At 35.8% G+C, this 14,174-nt stretch carries 17 protein-coding genes; 8 read left to right on the top strand and 9 right to left on the bottom strand.

What is annotated here, in order from left to right; genetic code table 11:
- Nucleotides 1-181 precede the first annotated feature (181 nt).
- The 4 genes from AM499_RS16665 to AM499_RS16650 all read right to left on the bottom strand — a co-directional run bounded on the left by AM499_RS16665 (nucleotide 182) and on the right by AM499_RS16650 (nucleotide 4,179).
- Complete coding sequence (locus AM499_RS16665; protein ID WP_053591258.1) at nucleotides 182-1,723, bottom strand: Mur ligase family protein; 1,542 nt, start codon at nucleotides 1,721-1,723, stop codon at nucleotides 182-184.
- Nucleotides 1,724-2,000: 277 nt separating this feature from the next.
- Nucleotides 2,001-2,294, bottom strand: coding sequence for a DUF6509 family protein (locus tag AM499_RS16660; protein WP_053591257.1), 294 nt, complete (start codon nucleotides 2,292-2,294; stop codon nucleotides 2,001-2,003).
- Between the two features lie 328 nt (nucleotides 2,295-2,622).
- Complete coding sequence (locus AM499_RS16655; RefSeq protein ID WP_053591256.1) at nucleotides 2,623-3,639, bottom strand: serine hydrolase domain-containing protein; 1,017 nt, start codon at nucleotides 3,637-3,639, stop codon at nucleotides 2,623-2,625.
- A 3-nt stretch (nucleotides 3,640-3,642) separates the two neighbouring features.
- Nucleotides 3,643-4,179 carry a DUF4825 domain-containing protein gene (locus AM499_RS16650; protein ID WP_053591255.1) on the bottom strand — a complete coding sequence of 179 codons (537 nt, stop codon included), beginning with the start codon at nucleotides 4,177-4,179 and terminating at the stop codon, nucleotides 3,643-3,645.
- 102 nt (nucleotides 4,180-4,281) lie between these two features.
- Between AM499_RS16650 and AM499_RS16645 the strand changes: the two genes are divergently transcribed.
- Nucleotides 4,282-5,109 (top strand): STAS domain-containing protein, encoded by an 828-nt coding sequence (locus AM499_RS16645; protein WP_053591254.1) that lies wholly within the window; start codon nucleotides 4,282-4,284, stop codon nucleotides 5,107-5,109.
- A gap of 52 nt (nucleotides 5,110-5,161) precedes the next feature.
- Here AM499_RS16645 and AM499_RS16640 read toward each other — a convergent pair whose 3' ends face one another.
- Nucleotides 5,162-5,818, bottom strand: a complete 657-nt coding sequence (locus AM499_RS16640) for a hypothetical protein (RefSeq protein WP_053591253.1) — start codon at nucleotides 5,816-5,818, stop codon at nucleotides 5,162-5,164.
- Nucleotides 5,819-5,830: 12 nt separating this feature from the next.
- A complete protein-coding gene (locus AM499_RS16635) occupies nucleotides 5,831-6,274 on the bottom strand; it encodes an ASCH domain-containing protein (RefSeq protein WP_053591252.1) in 444 nt (147 codons plus the stop codon).
- A gap of 269 nt (nucleotides 6,275-6,543) precedes the next feature.
- On the opposite strand from AM499_RS16635, the gene AM499_RS16630 reads away from it, so the two are divergent.
- The 7 genes from AM499_RS16630 to AM499_RS16600 all read left to right on the top strand — a co-directional run bounded on the left by AM499_RS16630 (nucleotide 6,544) and on the right by AM499_RS16600 (nucleotide 12,156).
- Nucleotides 6,544-7,722 carry a serine-tRNA(Ala) deacylase AlaX gene (locus tag AM499_RS16630; RefSeq protein ID WP_053591251.1) on the top strand — a complete coding sequence of 393 codons (1,179 nt, stop codon included), beginning with the start codon at nucleotides 6,544-6,546 and terminating at the stop codon, nucleotides 7,720-7,722.
- Between the two features lie 64 nt (nucleotides 7,723-7,786).
- Nucleotides 7,787-8,191, top strand: a complete 405-nt coding sequence (locus tag AM499_RS16625; protein ID WP_053591250.1) for a hypothetical protein — start codon at nucleotides 7,787-7,789, stop codon at nucleotides 8,189-8,191.
- Between the two features lie 379 nt (nucleotides 8,192-8,570).
- A complete protein-coding gene (locus AM499_RS22325) occupies nucleotides 8,571-8,711 on the top strand; it encodes a hypothetical protein (RefSeq protein ID WP_156316815.1) in 141 nt (46 codons plus the stop codon).
- A gap of 123 nt (nucleotides 8,712-8,834) precedes the next feature.
- Nucleotides 8,835-9,230, top strand: coding sequence for a MarR family winged helix-turn-helix transcriptional regulator (locus AM499_RS16615; protein ID WP_053591249.1), 396 nt, complete (start codon nucleotides 8,835-8,837; stop codon nucleotides 9,228-9,230).
- Nucleotides 9,231-9,249: 19 nt separating this feature from the next.
- A complete protein-coding gene (locus tag AM499_RS16610; protein WP_053591248.1) occupies nucleotides 9,250-10,413 on the top strand; it encodes an MFS transporter in 1,164 nt (387 codons plus the stop codon).
- A gap of 106 nt (nucleotides 10,414-10,519) precedes the next feature.
- Complete coding sequence (locus AM499_RS16605) at nucleotides 10,520-11,056, top strand: superoxide dismutase family protein (RefSeq protein ID WP_231687481.1); 537 nt, start codon at nucleotides 10,520-10,522, stop codon at nucleotides 11,054-11,056.
- 17 nt (nucleotides 11,057-11,073) lie between these two features.
- Nucleotides 11,074-12,156: a CAP domain-containing protein gene (locus AM499_RS16600; protein ID WP_053591247.1), complete on the top strand. Its 1,083-nt coding sequence runs from the start codon at nucleotides 11,074-11,076 to the stop codon at nucleotides 12,154-12,156.
- Nucleotides 12,157-12,286: 130 nt separating this feature from the next.
- On the opposite strand, the gene AM499_RS16595 is transcribed toward AM499_RS16600, so the two are convergent.
- The 3 genes from AM499_RS16595 to AM499_RS16585 all read right to left on the bottom strand — a co-directional run bounded on the left by AM499_RS16595 (nucleotide 12,287) and on the right by AM499_RS16585 (nucleotide 14,168).
- A complete protein-coding gene (locus tag AM499_RS16595) occupies nucleotides 12,287-12,979 on the bottom strand; it encodes a DNA alkylation repair protein (protein WP_082355293.1) in 693 nt (230 codons plus the stop codon).
- Nucleotides 12,976-13,707 (bottom strand): NADPH-dependent oxidoreductase, encoded by a 732-nt coding sequence (locus tag AM499_RS16590; protein ID WP_053591246.1) that lies wholly within the window; start codon nucleotides 13,705-13,707, stop codon nucleotides 12,976-12,978. The genes AM499_RS16595 and AM499_RS16590 overlap by 4 nt, the downstream gene beginning before the upstream one ends.
- A gap of 104 nt (nucleotides 13,708-13,811) precedes the next feature.
- Complete coding sequence (locus AM499_RS16585; protein WP_053591245.1) at nucleotides 13,812-14,168, bottom strand: DUF779 domain-containing protein; 357 nt, start codon at nucleotides 14,166-14,168, stop codon at nucleotides 13,812-13,814.
- Nucleotides 14,169-14,174 lie beyond the last annotated feature (6 nt).

Raw genomic sequence — 14,174 nt, 5'->3', positions numbered from 1 at the left:
TTAGAAACGAAAGTTTCTCCAATAACATCTAGAGGAAATGTCATTTGCATGTTTTAGATCGGCGCTCGCCCGCGGAATGCGTCCGCTTGGAACGTAATAATGTCGCACTAGAGCAGCTATGAAGAAAGAGGCTGCCCTTAAAAGTCTTTTTATGACTTTCAGAACAGCCCCTGTTTTACTTTTACGAGTTCCCTGCTACTCGTTTTTCAAGCGGTTGGAATAGCTTCTTTTTGTCTACATCTGGTCGAATGGTTTCCAGTTGTTCCAACGCAATCTTTGCACCATAATCCATACCTTGACATCCAGCCAGTAACAATAGATCGCCATCCGTCACTTCTCCCAAACTACGTTCAATTGCATCTGGTAACTCTTCGTACAGATGAACTTTAATACCTGCTTCATCCATTACTTCTTTAAATACTGCAACCTCCGCATCTGAAACTACATCCTTCTGAGTGACATGTGATCGGCTAAGGGTTGCAGTGATTTCATGAATACCAAGTCTAGGAGCCCATCTTGCAATAGCTTCTGCATTTTCTTTATTGACCGTTACTCCACGATCTCCCCGAATAGCATATACAAGTGATACGCGATTGAATTCCATTTTTTCTAATGTTCCTAACGTAATATCTATATTTCCACTATTAGCGAAATGATCATCAATGATTTTAAAATCTTCTTCAAAGATTATTTCAAAACGACGTTCCACTCCAACAAATTCAAATAAGCTTTTTTGAATAGTTTCAACAGGTACTTCACAAAGTAACCCAATGACAATGCTTACCATTGAGTTATATACTGAATGGAATCCAGGAGTAGAAAGTTCAATTTGAAATTGCTGCTTTGGAATAACAAGATCTGATGTAATTAGGTCACGTGTAATATCTACAGTAAATATAGCTCGTCCTGTCGATAAATCTAAGTTTTTACATAAGACGTCTGCTGTTTGATTTTCTACTCCTATTGTGATTACTTTTGCTTTTGTTTTATTTACAAGCGAAGCAGAATATTTATCGTCTAGATTTAAAATAGCGACCTTGTCAGCTCCCGCGTTACGAATAAGACTAGATTTATGCATAAAATAATTCTCGAAAGAAGAATGCAAATCAATATGCTCTCTACTTATATTATTTAGAGTTACTATATCAAAATCAACACAGCCCACTCGATTTAACTCTAGTGCTGAAGAAGAGACTTCCATTGTTGCGTGAGTAACTCCAGCGTCGACCATTTGTGCATAAAAGCGTTGTAAATCTAGAGATTCTGGAGTCGTTAATTCGGATGGCTCTGCATAATCTCCAATTTTTACAACTACCGTCCCCATTAATCCTGTAGTCAATCCATGATTCTCTAAAATGGCATTTGTCATAAAGGATGTAGAAGTTTTCCCATTTGTCGCAGTTATTCCAATTGTTTTTAATTTTCTCGTTGGGTGATTATAAAATGTATCTGCAAGCGTCGCAAGAGCAACACGACCGTTCTCTACCTTGTACTGAGGAACTTCTAATCCCTCTATAAAATCTTCGACAACTAGTGCAATCGCACCATTTTCAACTGCTTGTCCCGCAAATTGATGTCCATCTACCTTAAATCCTTTTATACAAACAAATACTTGTCCTTTTTCTACTTTTCGAGAGTTATAGGCAAGTCCGGTTATCTCTATCTCTTTTTCGTTTTTGACTTCTAATATACTTACATATTCCATTATCTTCGTAATTTCCATTAAAATGGCCACCTTTATTAATGATGAAATTCGCCTTGGCGTCTTTGTGTCTAGATGTTTATCGAGCTCACCCGATAAAGTCTCCTTAAAATCTGTCACATTCATGCAGGAATTAACATTATTCCCTAGTGGTGATTTCCTGATGAATAGTGTTAAATCATTATCTTACAGTTTACCCCAATTATCAAAAGAAGAAAACAGCTAAGATAAATCGCTGCGTGAATAAACATTTTTATACATTAAAAAAGAGAAGGATCTCCCTTCTCTAAAGTATTTTTTATATTGCCTCGTTAAAATGTTCCTTACAAAAGTTGAGAACAAGTGCCTCTTCTTCGTCTTCTAAACCAAAATCCAATACTTTGCCATTGCTTCTGTTTAAAATGTGATATTGAACAATTCGTTCCACTGCATCTTCCACTGCTAAAATAACCCTTATATCTAAAGAATCGCCTTCTTCAAATAGTTCATCTTCTTCCGGTACTTCAATACCAAGTAAAAATTCGTAACGATCCCCTACAATGATTCCTGTAGGATCTTTTATTTTTTCAACCTCATAGGATGTTATATTCAAAAATTCCACCTCCATTAAATTATTTTATCACTTTCTAGTTAGAAAATAATGCCCTAACTATTTTGTTGTTATAATGAATATACAAAACATATTAGGGGGAGAACAAACTGAAACTTAACGCAGAAAAGATTATATATATTATTGTCCCACTATATCTTCTATTATTAGTATTTGGAAAAGGTCTTAATAGTATCCTTTTCTCCATTCTTTCATTGGTCTTGGGAATCACTATGCTCTATCTAGCCTATAAACTACTACGAAAACAAAGAGAAGAGCGAAAAAAGAGTTGAAAAATCCTGCATTACTTCTGCAGGATTTTTTAATCTTATCACATCAGTTCATCTTCTATTTCTTTCATTACTTTAAATGCGCCTTTAGAGATATTTGCACATATCGCTAGTGTGATGTTGGATTGCGGATAAAAAGCAGAATGGAAGCTTACGCCTGGGTCATAACCCATTACATGATACTTAAAAATAGTTCCCTCTTTTTTAGCAATCCATACTCCATAACCATAAAAGTCATTCCCATCTTCCAGTACATGTGGAAAAAGTAATTGATTAGTTACCGATTCACTTAATAGCGCATTACCCAAAAGAGCATCCCAAAACTTCACCATATCCATAGCACTTACAAAGGCTCCTCCATCCGAACCCCCCTGGACAGGCAATGAATATACATTTGTTTTCCAAGTGCCGTCCTTGTAATCTATATACCCAGTAGCAACATTTCCAGGAAGTTTATCTAAAGCAAAATAACCGGAATCGACCATTCCCGCTTTATCAAAAACATGTTGTTGTACATAATCGGTAAATACTTGTCCACTCACTTTTTCAATGATTAAACCTAGAAGAATATAGCCAGCATTATTATAGTGAAATCGCTCACCTGGATTAGCTTTCATTTTTTCATTTTGAAAAAAAGGTAAAAAATCCTCCAAATGACGCATATGATACATCGGTTTAGCTATCCATAATTCTTCAAAATCATCCATAACCTCTTCATCAAAATAATCGGGAATACCTGATGTATGGGTTAATAGGTGATGAATTGTTATATTTTCATCAAAATACGGAAAAGAGATATCTAAGCATTCCATAAGCTTCGTATCAAACGTTAGCTTTTGCTTCTCAACAAGCTGACAAATAGCAACAGCTGTGAAGATTTTACAGCCAGATGCGATACCGAAACGTGTATCTTTCATATTTTTTATAGAGTCTCCACGATTAGCATAGCCAGTGTTAGATTCTAAAAGCACTGATTCTCCATTTTTAACAAAAGTCACCCCTGAAAAATCTATTTCTCTTTGAATTTGCTCTATTCTTGTCATTAAACTACCCATCATTGTTTATTCCCCCTGTTTTGTATAAAGATTTAGCCATGCACCGCTATCCTTCTCCAGCAAAGGTTTTTGTACTAATTTCTTAAAAACTTCTGGATTAATTAATTGAGAAAAGTCGTTTCCAAACCATTCTTTCACATTAGCTTTCTTAACGACATATATTCGATCTGAATACTGTAAATGGATTTCTTCTATATTATTAATTAGCACAAAAGCAGCTGTAGTGTTGTAAATGACTGCTTTTTCCGTTTCTTTACTACTTAGAGAATCATAGTTTACAACTAATATTAATTTCTCTGAATCCATTTCTATACTTTTTTTATAATTAGCTAGCGGCAAGTTATTGAATAGATTACTTGTATTAGCTGCGTCTCCCATGTAGTCATTTTCATAAGCCAATACTTTCTCAAAAGAGTGAGTAGCTACACTTAACTGACTTGTTTTATCCTCTATTACGTTTTTTTGATTGTTATTTAAAACATAAACTACACCGATAAGTAAAAGCATAGCCATAATGATGATTAGCCATGTGTTTTTTTGCATTTAATTCCCTCCAAGCTATGCCACTGTATAAGAACATCACTAGTATAAAATCATTAAGTAATCTACAATATAATTACTAGAATATAGAAAACGAGGGATTCCATGAGTAAACTTAATGAAGATTTATATAATTATTTAATAGAGAATAAATCAAAAATTACAGATGAATGGATTACCTGTCAACTTCTCGCAAACCCAACATATGTTACATTAAAAACTGAAGCATATTTAAGGAAAGAAAATGAAGCTTTAATAGAAGCTATTACATCTATTTTTGTACAAAACAAAGATAAATTTAAAGAATATATTGATAATCGTGCATTTAAAGTTGCTGAAAAAAGAGCTACAGAATCATTCCCTATTCATGAAAGTATTCAGGGATTTAATAATACACGTAAAGTTTATTGGAACTTTGTGCAAGAATTCATTAAATCTACTGATAAGATAGTTACTGTAGACGATGTCTCTAGTTGGTCAAATGAAATGAATTCAGCCTTTGATTATATAGTGCAAATATTTTCAAAACATCATTACGAACTAACTCAGCAAATGCTCGAATATCAACAAGCTCTAATTTTAGAGCTAAGCAGTCCTGTCATCCCAATAAAGGAGGGCATTGGTGTGTTACCACTTGTTGGTAAAATCGATTCCCAACGGAGTCAAATAATATTGGAATCGACTTTAGAGCAATGCACTGCAAAAAAACTTTTTACTATTTTTATTGATTTATCTGGAGTTCCTATTCTGGATACAATGGTGGCCCAACAGCTATATCAACTTCTAGTAGCACTTAAACTGATTGGTGTAGAGCCTATTTTTTCTGGTATACGACCAGAATTAGCTCGTACAGCGCTATCCTTAGAAATAGACTTTTCATCGATAAAAATATATTCTACTTTATCCCAAGCACTGATTGCCCATCAAAATTAATAGCGAACAAATGCGGCAAGGAGAATTCCAAAGAGGAATTTTTCTGTCGCTTTTATTGTTTTATTTGCATCTTTCCGTCATTCGATACTATAAGGCATTGGCCATCTTCAAGCTCTATTTCTAAAGGAGAATTTTCGCTTATTTTTTTAGAAAAGTACCATCTTCTATTAGGTGGAACTAACAAAATAAACGTATCTTCCGTTCCTAAAAAATTTAGTTCATCTGGTTCAATGTCTACGTGACCTGAAATTGGAATACCAATATCTTGGAGTTGATCTCCTACTTCTTGAACAAAAGGGGTAGTAATACTTACCTCACTTAAATTTAATAGTGATTCCACACTAAAGTCGCTCCATTTGTCCACACTGCGTCTTGCAATGAATTCAATTACATTCCCTGCTGGATCTTCAAAATAGAAAGCATCTGCATCAAAACGTTTATAGTAAATTTCGTCTACAGAATCTTCTCTGTTTAATGTCACTCTTTCTAATGCCCAATGCTTAGCAAGCGTAAATTGATTACCTGGAATATTAATAGCAAAATGGTATAATGTCGATTGCTCGGACTCACAAAAAGTAAGCGTGGACGTACCAATAGATACTGTGAAATAGGAACTGCTTGACTCTAAAATTTGAAGCCCTAACACATTGCTATAGAAACCTTTTAGTATCTTTAATTGATTTGTATAAAACATAACAGCTTTGAACATCTTCTCACTCCATTATTTGGTATCGATTAACTCAAAGCGCTCACAAACTAGCAACATATCCTCGGAGAACTCTAAATTTACTTCCTCTAATGCTTTTGTAAAAAACTGAACATGAGCATTTTTCCAGTGATCGTAAGAACGATCTCCTTCTCCTTCAGCATATGCAAATTCTGCAGATACCTTGTTCATAGGCAAAATTGTTACTTCAGTAGTTCGAATAATACAAACTGGCTCATCTTGGCTATTTAGCACAACACTGTAGTCATCCACTTTTGGTAGAGGTTCTTTTTCTAATTTATAAAAGATGTGTCCAGAACAAGTTGCCGTTTTAACCCCATCGACAACTAGTTGGGCTAACTCATCTGGAATTCCTCCAAACTGCCATGCACTAACAGATGTAGGTTTCACTCTCCCTTTCCAAAATGTATCCCAATAAAATTGTGCAGATGAGTTCATAATTTCCCCTCAATTCTTCTATATAGTTCCAGTATAGGGAAGAATGACAATAAATACTATTGCAAATTTATTATTTTAATCGCGAATTTCATATTGTATTGACTAAAGTTTGCCTAAGTTACAGTACATTAGGACGTGAATAGATTTTTAATTCAAGATATTACAAAGAGCTGTCTTAGAGTGAAAGCCTTTATGAAGAACCTGGAAACCGTATTAAAAATGCGGTCTCCTCTTTATCATGCTATATTTTAATAAGGGAGTGATAGTTCATGACGATTAAACTTTATTATAAAGATGCATACATACAAACATTTTCCGCAAAGGTTATTAAAAAAGAGCAGGATTATGTTGTCCTTTCGGAAACTGCGTTTTATCCTACTGGTGGCGGGCAACCACATGATACAGGCACATTAAATAATATAGCAGTTACGAATGTAGAAACAATAGATGGGGAGATTAGACATTACTTAGCAACAAACCTTCCTTCCGATATAGAGTATGTGGAAGGAGCTATCAATTGGAAAAGACGTCTTGACCATATGCAACAACATAGTGGGCAGCATATATTGTCAGCTGCTTTTGATAACTTGTTTGGTTTGCAAACGGTTAGCTTTCATTTAGGCAAGGATAGCTCCACAATTGATATAGATACGAGTGAAGTTTCAGAGGAACAGTTACAACAAGTTGAAGACCTCGCAAATCAAATTATTTTGGAGAACCGGAATATAGAGACAAAATGGGTTACGGAAGCCGATCTTAAGGACTATAAACTTCGAAAAGCTACAAAAGTCAAAGAAGATATACGTCTTGTTCTTATCCCAGATTTTGATGATAATGCATGTGGTGGTACACACCCAACATCAACAGGGCAGATTGGTCTAATCAAAATTCTGCAAACCGAAAAACAAAAACGAATGATTCGAGTGGAGTTTATTTGTGGTAATCGAGTAATATCGCATTTACACCGTAAACAATCAATAGTCTCTAATTTGATACAAAGCTTAAGCACACCTGAAGAAAAACTAGAAGACACTGTAAGGGCATTACTGTATAACGGAAAAGCACATGAGAAACAAATAGCAAACTTAAAAGAAACGCTTTTGCATTATGAAGCAAAACAACTTATTCAAAATAATCAAGGACGACTAATCTCATCAACTTTCCAAGGACGAACAATTCAAGAGCTTCAAAAGCTTGCAAAATTCATCACTTCTGAATCAGAGCAATCAATCTGTATCTTAATATCTGAAAATGAAGATCGCTTACAATTAGTTTCCGCTAAAGGTCAAGCTGTGGAACAAAGTATGAAACAACTAATGGAATCTATCTTGCCTTTCATAAACGGCAAAGGTGGAGGAAACGATACTATTGCCCAAGGCGGAGGAGAAAAGATTCTCTCAAGTGAGCAATTACTAGAAAAAGCACTAACTAATATCCATTCCTTATAACCGTTCCATATTAATCCTCCTCACATATACTATGTTGAATATATAGTGAAAGGAGGATTTATTAATGAATCAATTCCCAGATTTTCAACCAGGTAGAGGACAGTTTCCAGGGCAATTCCCGGGAGGGCAATTTCCAGGGCAGGGTCCAGGGCAGTTTCCAGGACAGGGTCCTTCTTTTCCACCAGGATTTCCACCTGGTCAGCAACAGCAAGGAGGAGCGCCTACAAGTGCCCCTCCATCCTTCGTTCCTCAAAGACAACAGAGTGTAGGAGTTTTTGCAGTAGATCCAGGTGCTATTCGTGGTTGTCTATTCCGCAATACCTATGTATGGCTAACAAATGGACGTTCTTTCTGGTTCTTCCCAACTTTTGTTGGTAGAAATTCAGTTGCTGGCTGGAGATGGAACGGTCGCAGATGGACATATTATGGTACAGATTTAAATAGAATCGCTTCATTCCAATGCTTCTAAGAATCAAGCGTACTATTTTTTAATACGCTCAGACTGCAGACAAACTCAAAGAATTTTGAGCTTGTCTGCAGTTTTTTTCTTTTACAATAAAAAAATGGTGAATAGACTGTTGATTTCTGCTTCTGGCGGAAGCTTTCCGCTGAGGAGCCGCCCTCTGTAAATCAATCGTACGGATAATTACATGATGGTCCAACATGGCGTATCGCTAGTTCTTAGGGTTCGATTTCCATACTAAAATGTCGCACTTAATTAGTATCCTTTTTTATGTGCGATTTCGATAAGCATAAAAGGATGTTTTTAAGGAAGCATAAGACCCAATTGCTGCTGCGCTATAAAAAAAAACCATAAAAAAACCTGCGGACAAGTCATGTGGGTGACTGTGAATATAGAAATGAATAATCCAATTATTGTTGCAATTGATGATACATATTGTGGTTTAATGGGGAATACCTTTTTCACTATTTCTGTTATTATGCGAATAACAGGTACTGCCCAAATAGAATCCCAAACGTTTGTGTGAATAATAGGAAACTCTGTCATCACATTATGTCCTTCGAATCAATACCTTTACAAATTTCGAACATAGAAGTAAAATATTTAACTAGGTAAACAATAAACTAATCGTATAAGGAGTTTCCGAATAATGAATCCACTTTTTCATGAGCTTTTTCAAAAAACTCGTTATTTAACAAACGAGATAAATTATACATTAAAAAAACATAATTTATATGCATCGCAATGGTCTGTTCTTTTCTGCATTAAGAAGCATGGAGAAATGTCTTTAACTCAAATTTGGAAGTATTTAAATGTGGAAGCTCCTACGATTACTCGTACAGTTTATCGCTTAGTTGAGCTCGGATGGGTAGATATTTACCCTGGTAAAGATCGCAGGGAAAAAATCGTGAAATTGTCGGAAAAGGCCCTACTTGTTTTTCCGGAAATTAAAGCTTCAATTGTTGAATTTGAAGAGAGAACTGTCTCTAATCTCACGCCTGAAGAGCAAATTTTACTAATCCAGCTCCTACAAAAAATGAAATAAACAAGGTGGCGTAATTGTTTTGAAAAAGAAAGAACCCATATGGACAAAACCATTTATCAGTTTGTTCACAACAAACTTTTCTATCTTTATTATATTTTATGGTTTAGTTTCTGTGCTTCCTCTTTATGCAACAGATGTATTATCTCGTTCAGATGAAGATGCTGGTTTATTAATGACCATTTTTTTAATTTCTGCAATTTTAGTTAGACCTTTCTCTGGTAAAATTCTAGATATCGTCGGAAAGCGAAAAATGCTTTGGACAACGTTGTCTCTATATTTAGTATGTACAGCGCTTTACTATTTTATTGAACCATTTGAAGCATTATTAGTTTTACGATTTGTTCAAGGTATTTTCTTTAGTATCGCAACTACCGCAAGCGGATCGATGGCTGCAGATAATATTCCGATTTCAAGACGCGGTGCTGGACTAGGTTATTTTACAATGTCTACTAACTTAGCAGTAGTTGTTGGCCCATTGATTGCATTAACACTAGTTCAATATTTTTCTTATGAATTCATGTTTTTAGCCTTAACCGCTTTATTAGTAATTGGTGCACTTACTGCACTCATGATTCCAGAAGATAAGAAGCCTGCTATTTCGCTACCCAAAACGAAATTAACTTGGAATGATCTTTTTGAGAAAAAGGCTTTACCAGTAGCATTGATGGCTAGTTTAATTGCTTTTTCTTACGCTAGTGTGTTGTCTTATTTATCTATTTACTCACAAGGTAAAGGATTGCTCCATTTAACAAGCAGCTTTTTTGCCGTTTTTGCCATAGTAATGCTTGTAACAAGACCATTTACTGGACGAATTTTCGACGAGAAAGGACCTAAATATATTATTATTCCAGGTATACTTTCCTTTATCTTAGGGCTTGTTTTACTTGCTTATGTAGACTCTCCTTTTCTATACTTACTTTCAGGAGCATTTGTTGGCCTAGGATACGGAGCAGTAGTGCCAAGCTTCCAAACGCTTGCAATCCAATCGACGAAGCATGAGAGAAGCGGCTATGCAACTGCCACATTTTTTACACTCTTTGATACAGGCTTAGCGATCGGTTCCTATATACTTGGAATCATTGCAACCCAACTTGGTTATCAAAATTTATATTTATTTTCTACTATTTTTCTTATAATCGCTCTGATTGTATTTATAGTTAGACAGAAGAAAACGACCGTTTAGCATATACGCTAAACGGTTTTCTTTACCATTTTTATTAATCATCCATGTATATTTACCCTAAATTTGGTAAGACTTGAATGGAATATCATTTGGGGAGGGTAATTAGTTGAAAATACAATACATTTTTTATTTAATGGTAGTAACAATCTTCATGGGAGGATGTAACTTTTCCTCGGCAGATGCAGATTTAAACGAATCGTTACAAGTTTCATTATTGAACACAGAAGGAAAAGAAGTTGGACAAGCTACACTTTCTGAACATTCTAAAGGAGTACACATCCTGTTAAAAGCGGAAGGACTAACTCCGGGAACGAAGGCGATCCATTTTCATGAAAAGGCTATTTGTGAAAAGCCAGAGTTTACTACTGCAGGAGCGCATGTTAACCCAGAGCATAAAGAGCATGGCTTCCAAAATCCAAAAGGATATCATGCTGGGGATTTACCTAACATAGAAGTCGACGAAGATGGTAAAGTAGAGTTAGAAACAGTTTCACCCGCTGTTGTATTAACAGCTGGGAAAAGCAATTCACTGTTAGATGCGGATGGTAGTTCTATAATTATCCATGAAAATGCGGATGATTATAAAACCGATCCTGCTGGAAACTCAGGTGCTCGAATAGTGTGTGGTGCAATAAGTAAGTAAGTTAGGCGGTGATTGCGATGAGAAAAATAGGTTGGTTTTTACTATTAGTTTTAGCCATTTTCTTCTCTAGACCATTATGGGAAGAATATGCTTCCGAATATGTAGATTTAACCTTCTTAACACCCGTAGATAATTGGATTGACTCTTTAGAGGTCGGTCAATATTTAAATGAGGCAAAAGCATATTGGGAGGAATTAAAAGAGGAACCAGCTGATACAATTTCTTCTGAACAAAAGCCTTCTGCAGGAAATGGGATAGAACTAGATAAAATAACAATTGGTATGAAAAAAAGTGAAATTGAGAAAATTCATGGTGCTGCTAAAAGAGTTAGTCTGAATGAGTATAACTTAGTTTGGCATACGTACCATGAGAACTATAAAAATTTCATGATGGTTTCATATGATATTAATAACGTAGCAAACGCTATGTTTACAAACCAGCCTTCTCAGTCTTCTTTTCTAGGCTTGAATATAGACAGTACTAGGGATGAGGTCCATGCGGTGCTTGGTGAACCCCTCACTAAACTCAAGAAAGGTAACATAGTCTATATCCTACCAAGTAACGGGGAATATGATTTATATTTAATAGATGGAAATTATATAACGATATTTTATGATCTACATGAAAGTAACACGATTACTGCTTTACAAATAGTAGCCCAATCTGTTGAGAAGGACCATCAAACGACATTTGGGGAGCCTTCCGAAGAGCTAAAAAAGGGGTTTGAGTTTCAGCTTTTTGACTTAACAAATTCCGCTCGCGTTATTCGTGGCCTTTCTATTCTTACGTATGATGAAGCAGTAAGTGAAACGGCTCGAAAACATAGTGAAGATATGGCCATCCATAATTACTTCAGTCATGAAAACCTCAATGGAAAATCTCCATTCGATCGACTTGAAGATGATGGTTTACTATTTTCTTATGCAGGAGAAAACTTGGCTTATGGACAATCTAGTAGTATTTTTGCCCATGAAGGACTAATGAATTCTATGGGGCACCGTAAAAATATACTAAGTGCAGATTTTGAAAGCTTAGGAGTAGGCACAGCGTTTAACAAAGAAGATACCCCGTATTACACGGAAAATTTCTTTTCGGAATAAGTTGTGAACAATTTCTCTAGTCTGCTCTTGTGTGATAGATTTACTACAAACAAATCAAACATTATACCTTTATTGTGAATAAAGAGAGGAGGAAAGTTACTGATTAACTTCCCTCCTCTCTTTTTGTTAATTACGTCACTGTTTCACCTTTTTTTAGGTGCTTCAACGCTTCCCGTTTACTTAACGGAGCAAGATGGGTATTTCCAACAAATTCCCGTACAATTTCTGGGTTTGTTTTTGCATACTCTCTTAAGACCCAACCTATTGCTTTTTGAACAAAAAATTCTTTAGAATTACTATGCCGCTCAATCGTTGCAAACAAGAGTGCTTCGTTCGTTTCTTTTTTATATTTTAACTGATGCAAAATAGAAGCTCGGTTTGTCCACATATTGGGAGACTTAGCCCACTCCATCATCACGGCCTCACCCTCACTCCTATTGGATTTTACAATCCTTCCAACAATGTTAGGGCCAATGGAATCCACACTATCCCACCATGATTTATTTTCGATTAGTTTTTGACAAAAAGATAAATCTTTTGTAGTTAGCTTCTTTTGAAAATTGCTTAATAACTCAATAGCCACATAGTGATATTCTCGCTCATCTTGCTGATAAAGTGACCATACTTCGTCCTGTAATGATTCTTCTGGTGGAAGCTCTAATTCATTTAGTAGGCTGCGGAAAATCACTCGACGTTCCGGTGTTTTTATACCCAAAAAAGGAAAATGATTTTTCATATATTTCGCCATCGGTAAAGCATTTTCTTCATTGCGATGAGGCTCCATATAACTCTTCACTAGCTCTGTTGTCCATTTATTTTTCATTTAAAATGAAATCCTTTAGTAGCTAGAAATTCTGCCATATGGGAGCGTCTAGGCTTTTCAAGAAATTCTGCCATAGAATTTGTCCAATTCGCTATCTTTTGATTGGATCCCCTACTAGCATAATATTCCTCCATCGTTTGATCGTATTCCTTTAGCAGTATTTCATATTTTGCACTATCATACACATTCTCATGGAGTATAGCTTCAACCGGAAGACGAGGTTTGACCTCATTTTGCTGATCTGGTAATCCTAGAGTAATTGCAAATAGTGGGAATACCCCTTCCGGTAAGTCAAATAATTGACTGATTTTTGTCGGTTCGTTTCGTACTCCACCAATATAACAGATCCCATATCCTTTTGACTCTGCTGCAATGACAAGGTTTTGTGCAAATAATGCTACATCCACTGTTCCGACAAGTACATTTTCTGTTGTATCTACTACAATCTCCGTATTATGTAATTTACCCGCTGCTTGAAGTCTATTAAAATCAGCACACAATAAAAACGCCGCTCCTGCAGTTTCAAATTGCTGTGGATTGCGAGATAATCTACCCAATTCTTCTTTCTTAACTTCATCTGTTATCCATATAACACTATACGCTTGAACAAAATGAGAACTAGCTGCATGCTGAGCAGTTTCGATAAGCTCATAAACCTCTTCTTTCGAAAGTGTATAGTCTTTATATTTTCTTACTGATGCATGACTGCGTAACAGTTTTTCTACCATTAGAATAAACCCCTTTCACTTAAACCTTTATGTATAGTATAGCCGAATCTAACATAAAAAAACGAATTAGAAAGACTATCAAAGTCTTTCCAATTCGTTTATATTCAATTCTGTAACTGTTTATTTTCTTCTACCGTGAAAGCTCTTGACCTCGTCAAAAAGCGTTTACCTTCTACCCCTTCAAGAGAAAACATTCCACCTCGACCGTCTACCACATCGATGATTAATTGCGTATGCTTCCAATAATCAAACTGGTTCTTGTGCATATAGAATGGCGTATCTCCAATATGTCCTAGTAATACATCCTGGTCTCCTACTATAAGATCCCCGTTTGGATAACACATCGGTGAAGAACCATCACAGCATCCTCCCGATTGGTGGAACATTAAAGGACCATGTTTGCCTTTCAATAAATTAATGAGTTCTAGTGCAGCGTCTGTAGCGATTACGCGTTCAACCATCTACAC

It is taken from the genome of Bacillus sp. FJAT-22090 (assembly GCF_001278755.1).
In the GTDB taxonomy this organism is placed as follows: domain Bacteria; phylum Bacillota; class Bacilli; order Bacillales_A; family Planococcaceae; genus Psychrobacillus.
Note: the sequence above shows the minus strand (reverse complement) of the source record. Positions and strands in the feature narration are given on the sequence as shown.

Coding starts and splice junctions, on each gene's coding strand:
- AM499_RS16665 (WP_053591258.1), bottom strand. CDS start 1,723: ATGGAAATTACGAAGATAATGGAATATGTAAGTATATTAGAAGTCAAA.
- AM499_RS16655 (WP_053591256.1), bottom strand. CDS start 3,639: ATGATGGGTAGTTTAATGACAAGAATAGAGCAAATTCAAAGAGAAATA.
- AM499_RS16650 (WP_053591255.1), bottom strand. CDS start 4,179: ATGCAAAAAAACACATGGCTAATCATCATTATGGCTATGCTTTTACTT.
- AM499_RS16645 (WP_053591254.1), top strand. CDS start 4,282: ATGAGTAAACTTAATGAAGATTTATATAATTATTTAATAGAGAATAAA.
- AM499_RS16640 (WP_053591253.1), bottom strand. CDS start 5,818: ATGTTCAAAGCTGTTATGTTTTATACAAATCAATTAAAGATACTAAAA.
- AM499_RS16635 (WP_053591252.1), bottom strand. CDS start 6,274: ATGAACTCATCTGCACAATTTTATTGGGATACATTTTGGAAAGGGAGA.
- AM499_RS16630 (WP_053591251.1), top strand. CDS start 6,544: ATGACGATTAAACTTTATTATAAAGATGCATACATACAAACATTTTCC.
- AM499_RS16625 (WP_053591250.1), top strand. CDS start 7,787: ATGAATCAATTCCCAGATTTTCAACCAGGTAGAGGACAGTTTCCAGGG.
- AM499_RS16615 (WP_053591249.1), top strand. CDS start 8,835: ATGAATCCACTTTTTCATGAGCTTTTTCAAAAAACTCGTTATTTAACA.
- AM499_RS16600 (WP_053591247.1), top strand. CDS start 11,074: ATGAGAAAAATAGGTTGGTTTTTACTATTAGTTTTAGCCATTTTCTTC.
- AM499_RS16595 (WP_082355293.1), bottom strand. CDS start 12,979: ATGAAAAATAAATGGACAACAGAGCTAGTGAAGAGTTATATGGAGCCT.
- AM499_RS16590 (WP_053591246.1), bottom strand. CDS start 13,707: ATGGTAGAAAAACTGTTACGCAGTCATGCATCAGTAAGAAAATATAAA.
- AM499_RS16585 (WP_053591245.1), bottom strand. CDS start 14,168: ATGGTTGAACGCGTAATCGCTACAGACGCTGCACTAGAACTCATTAAT.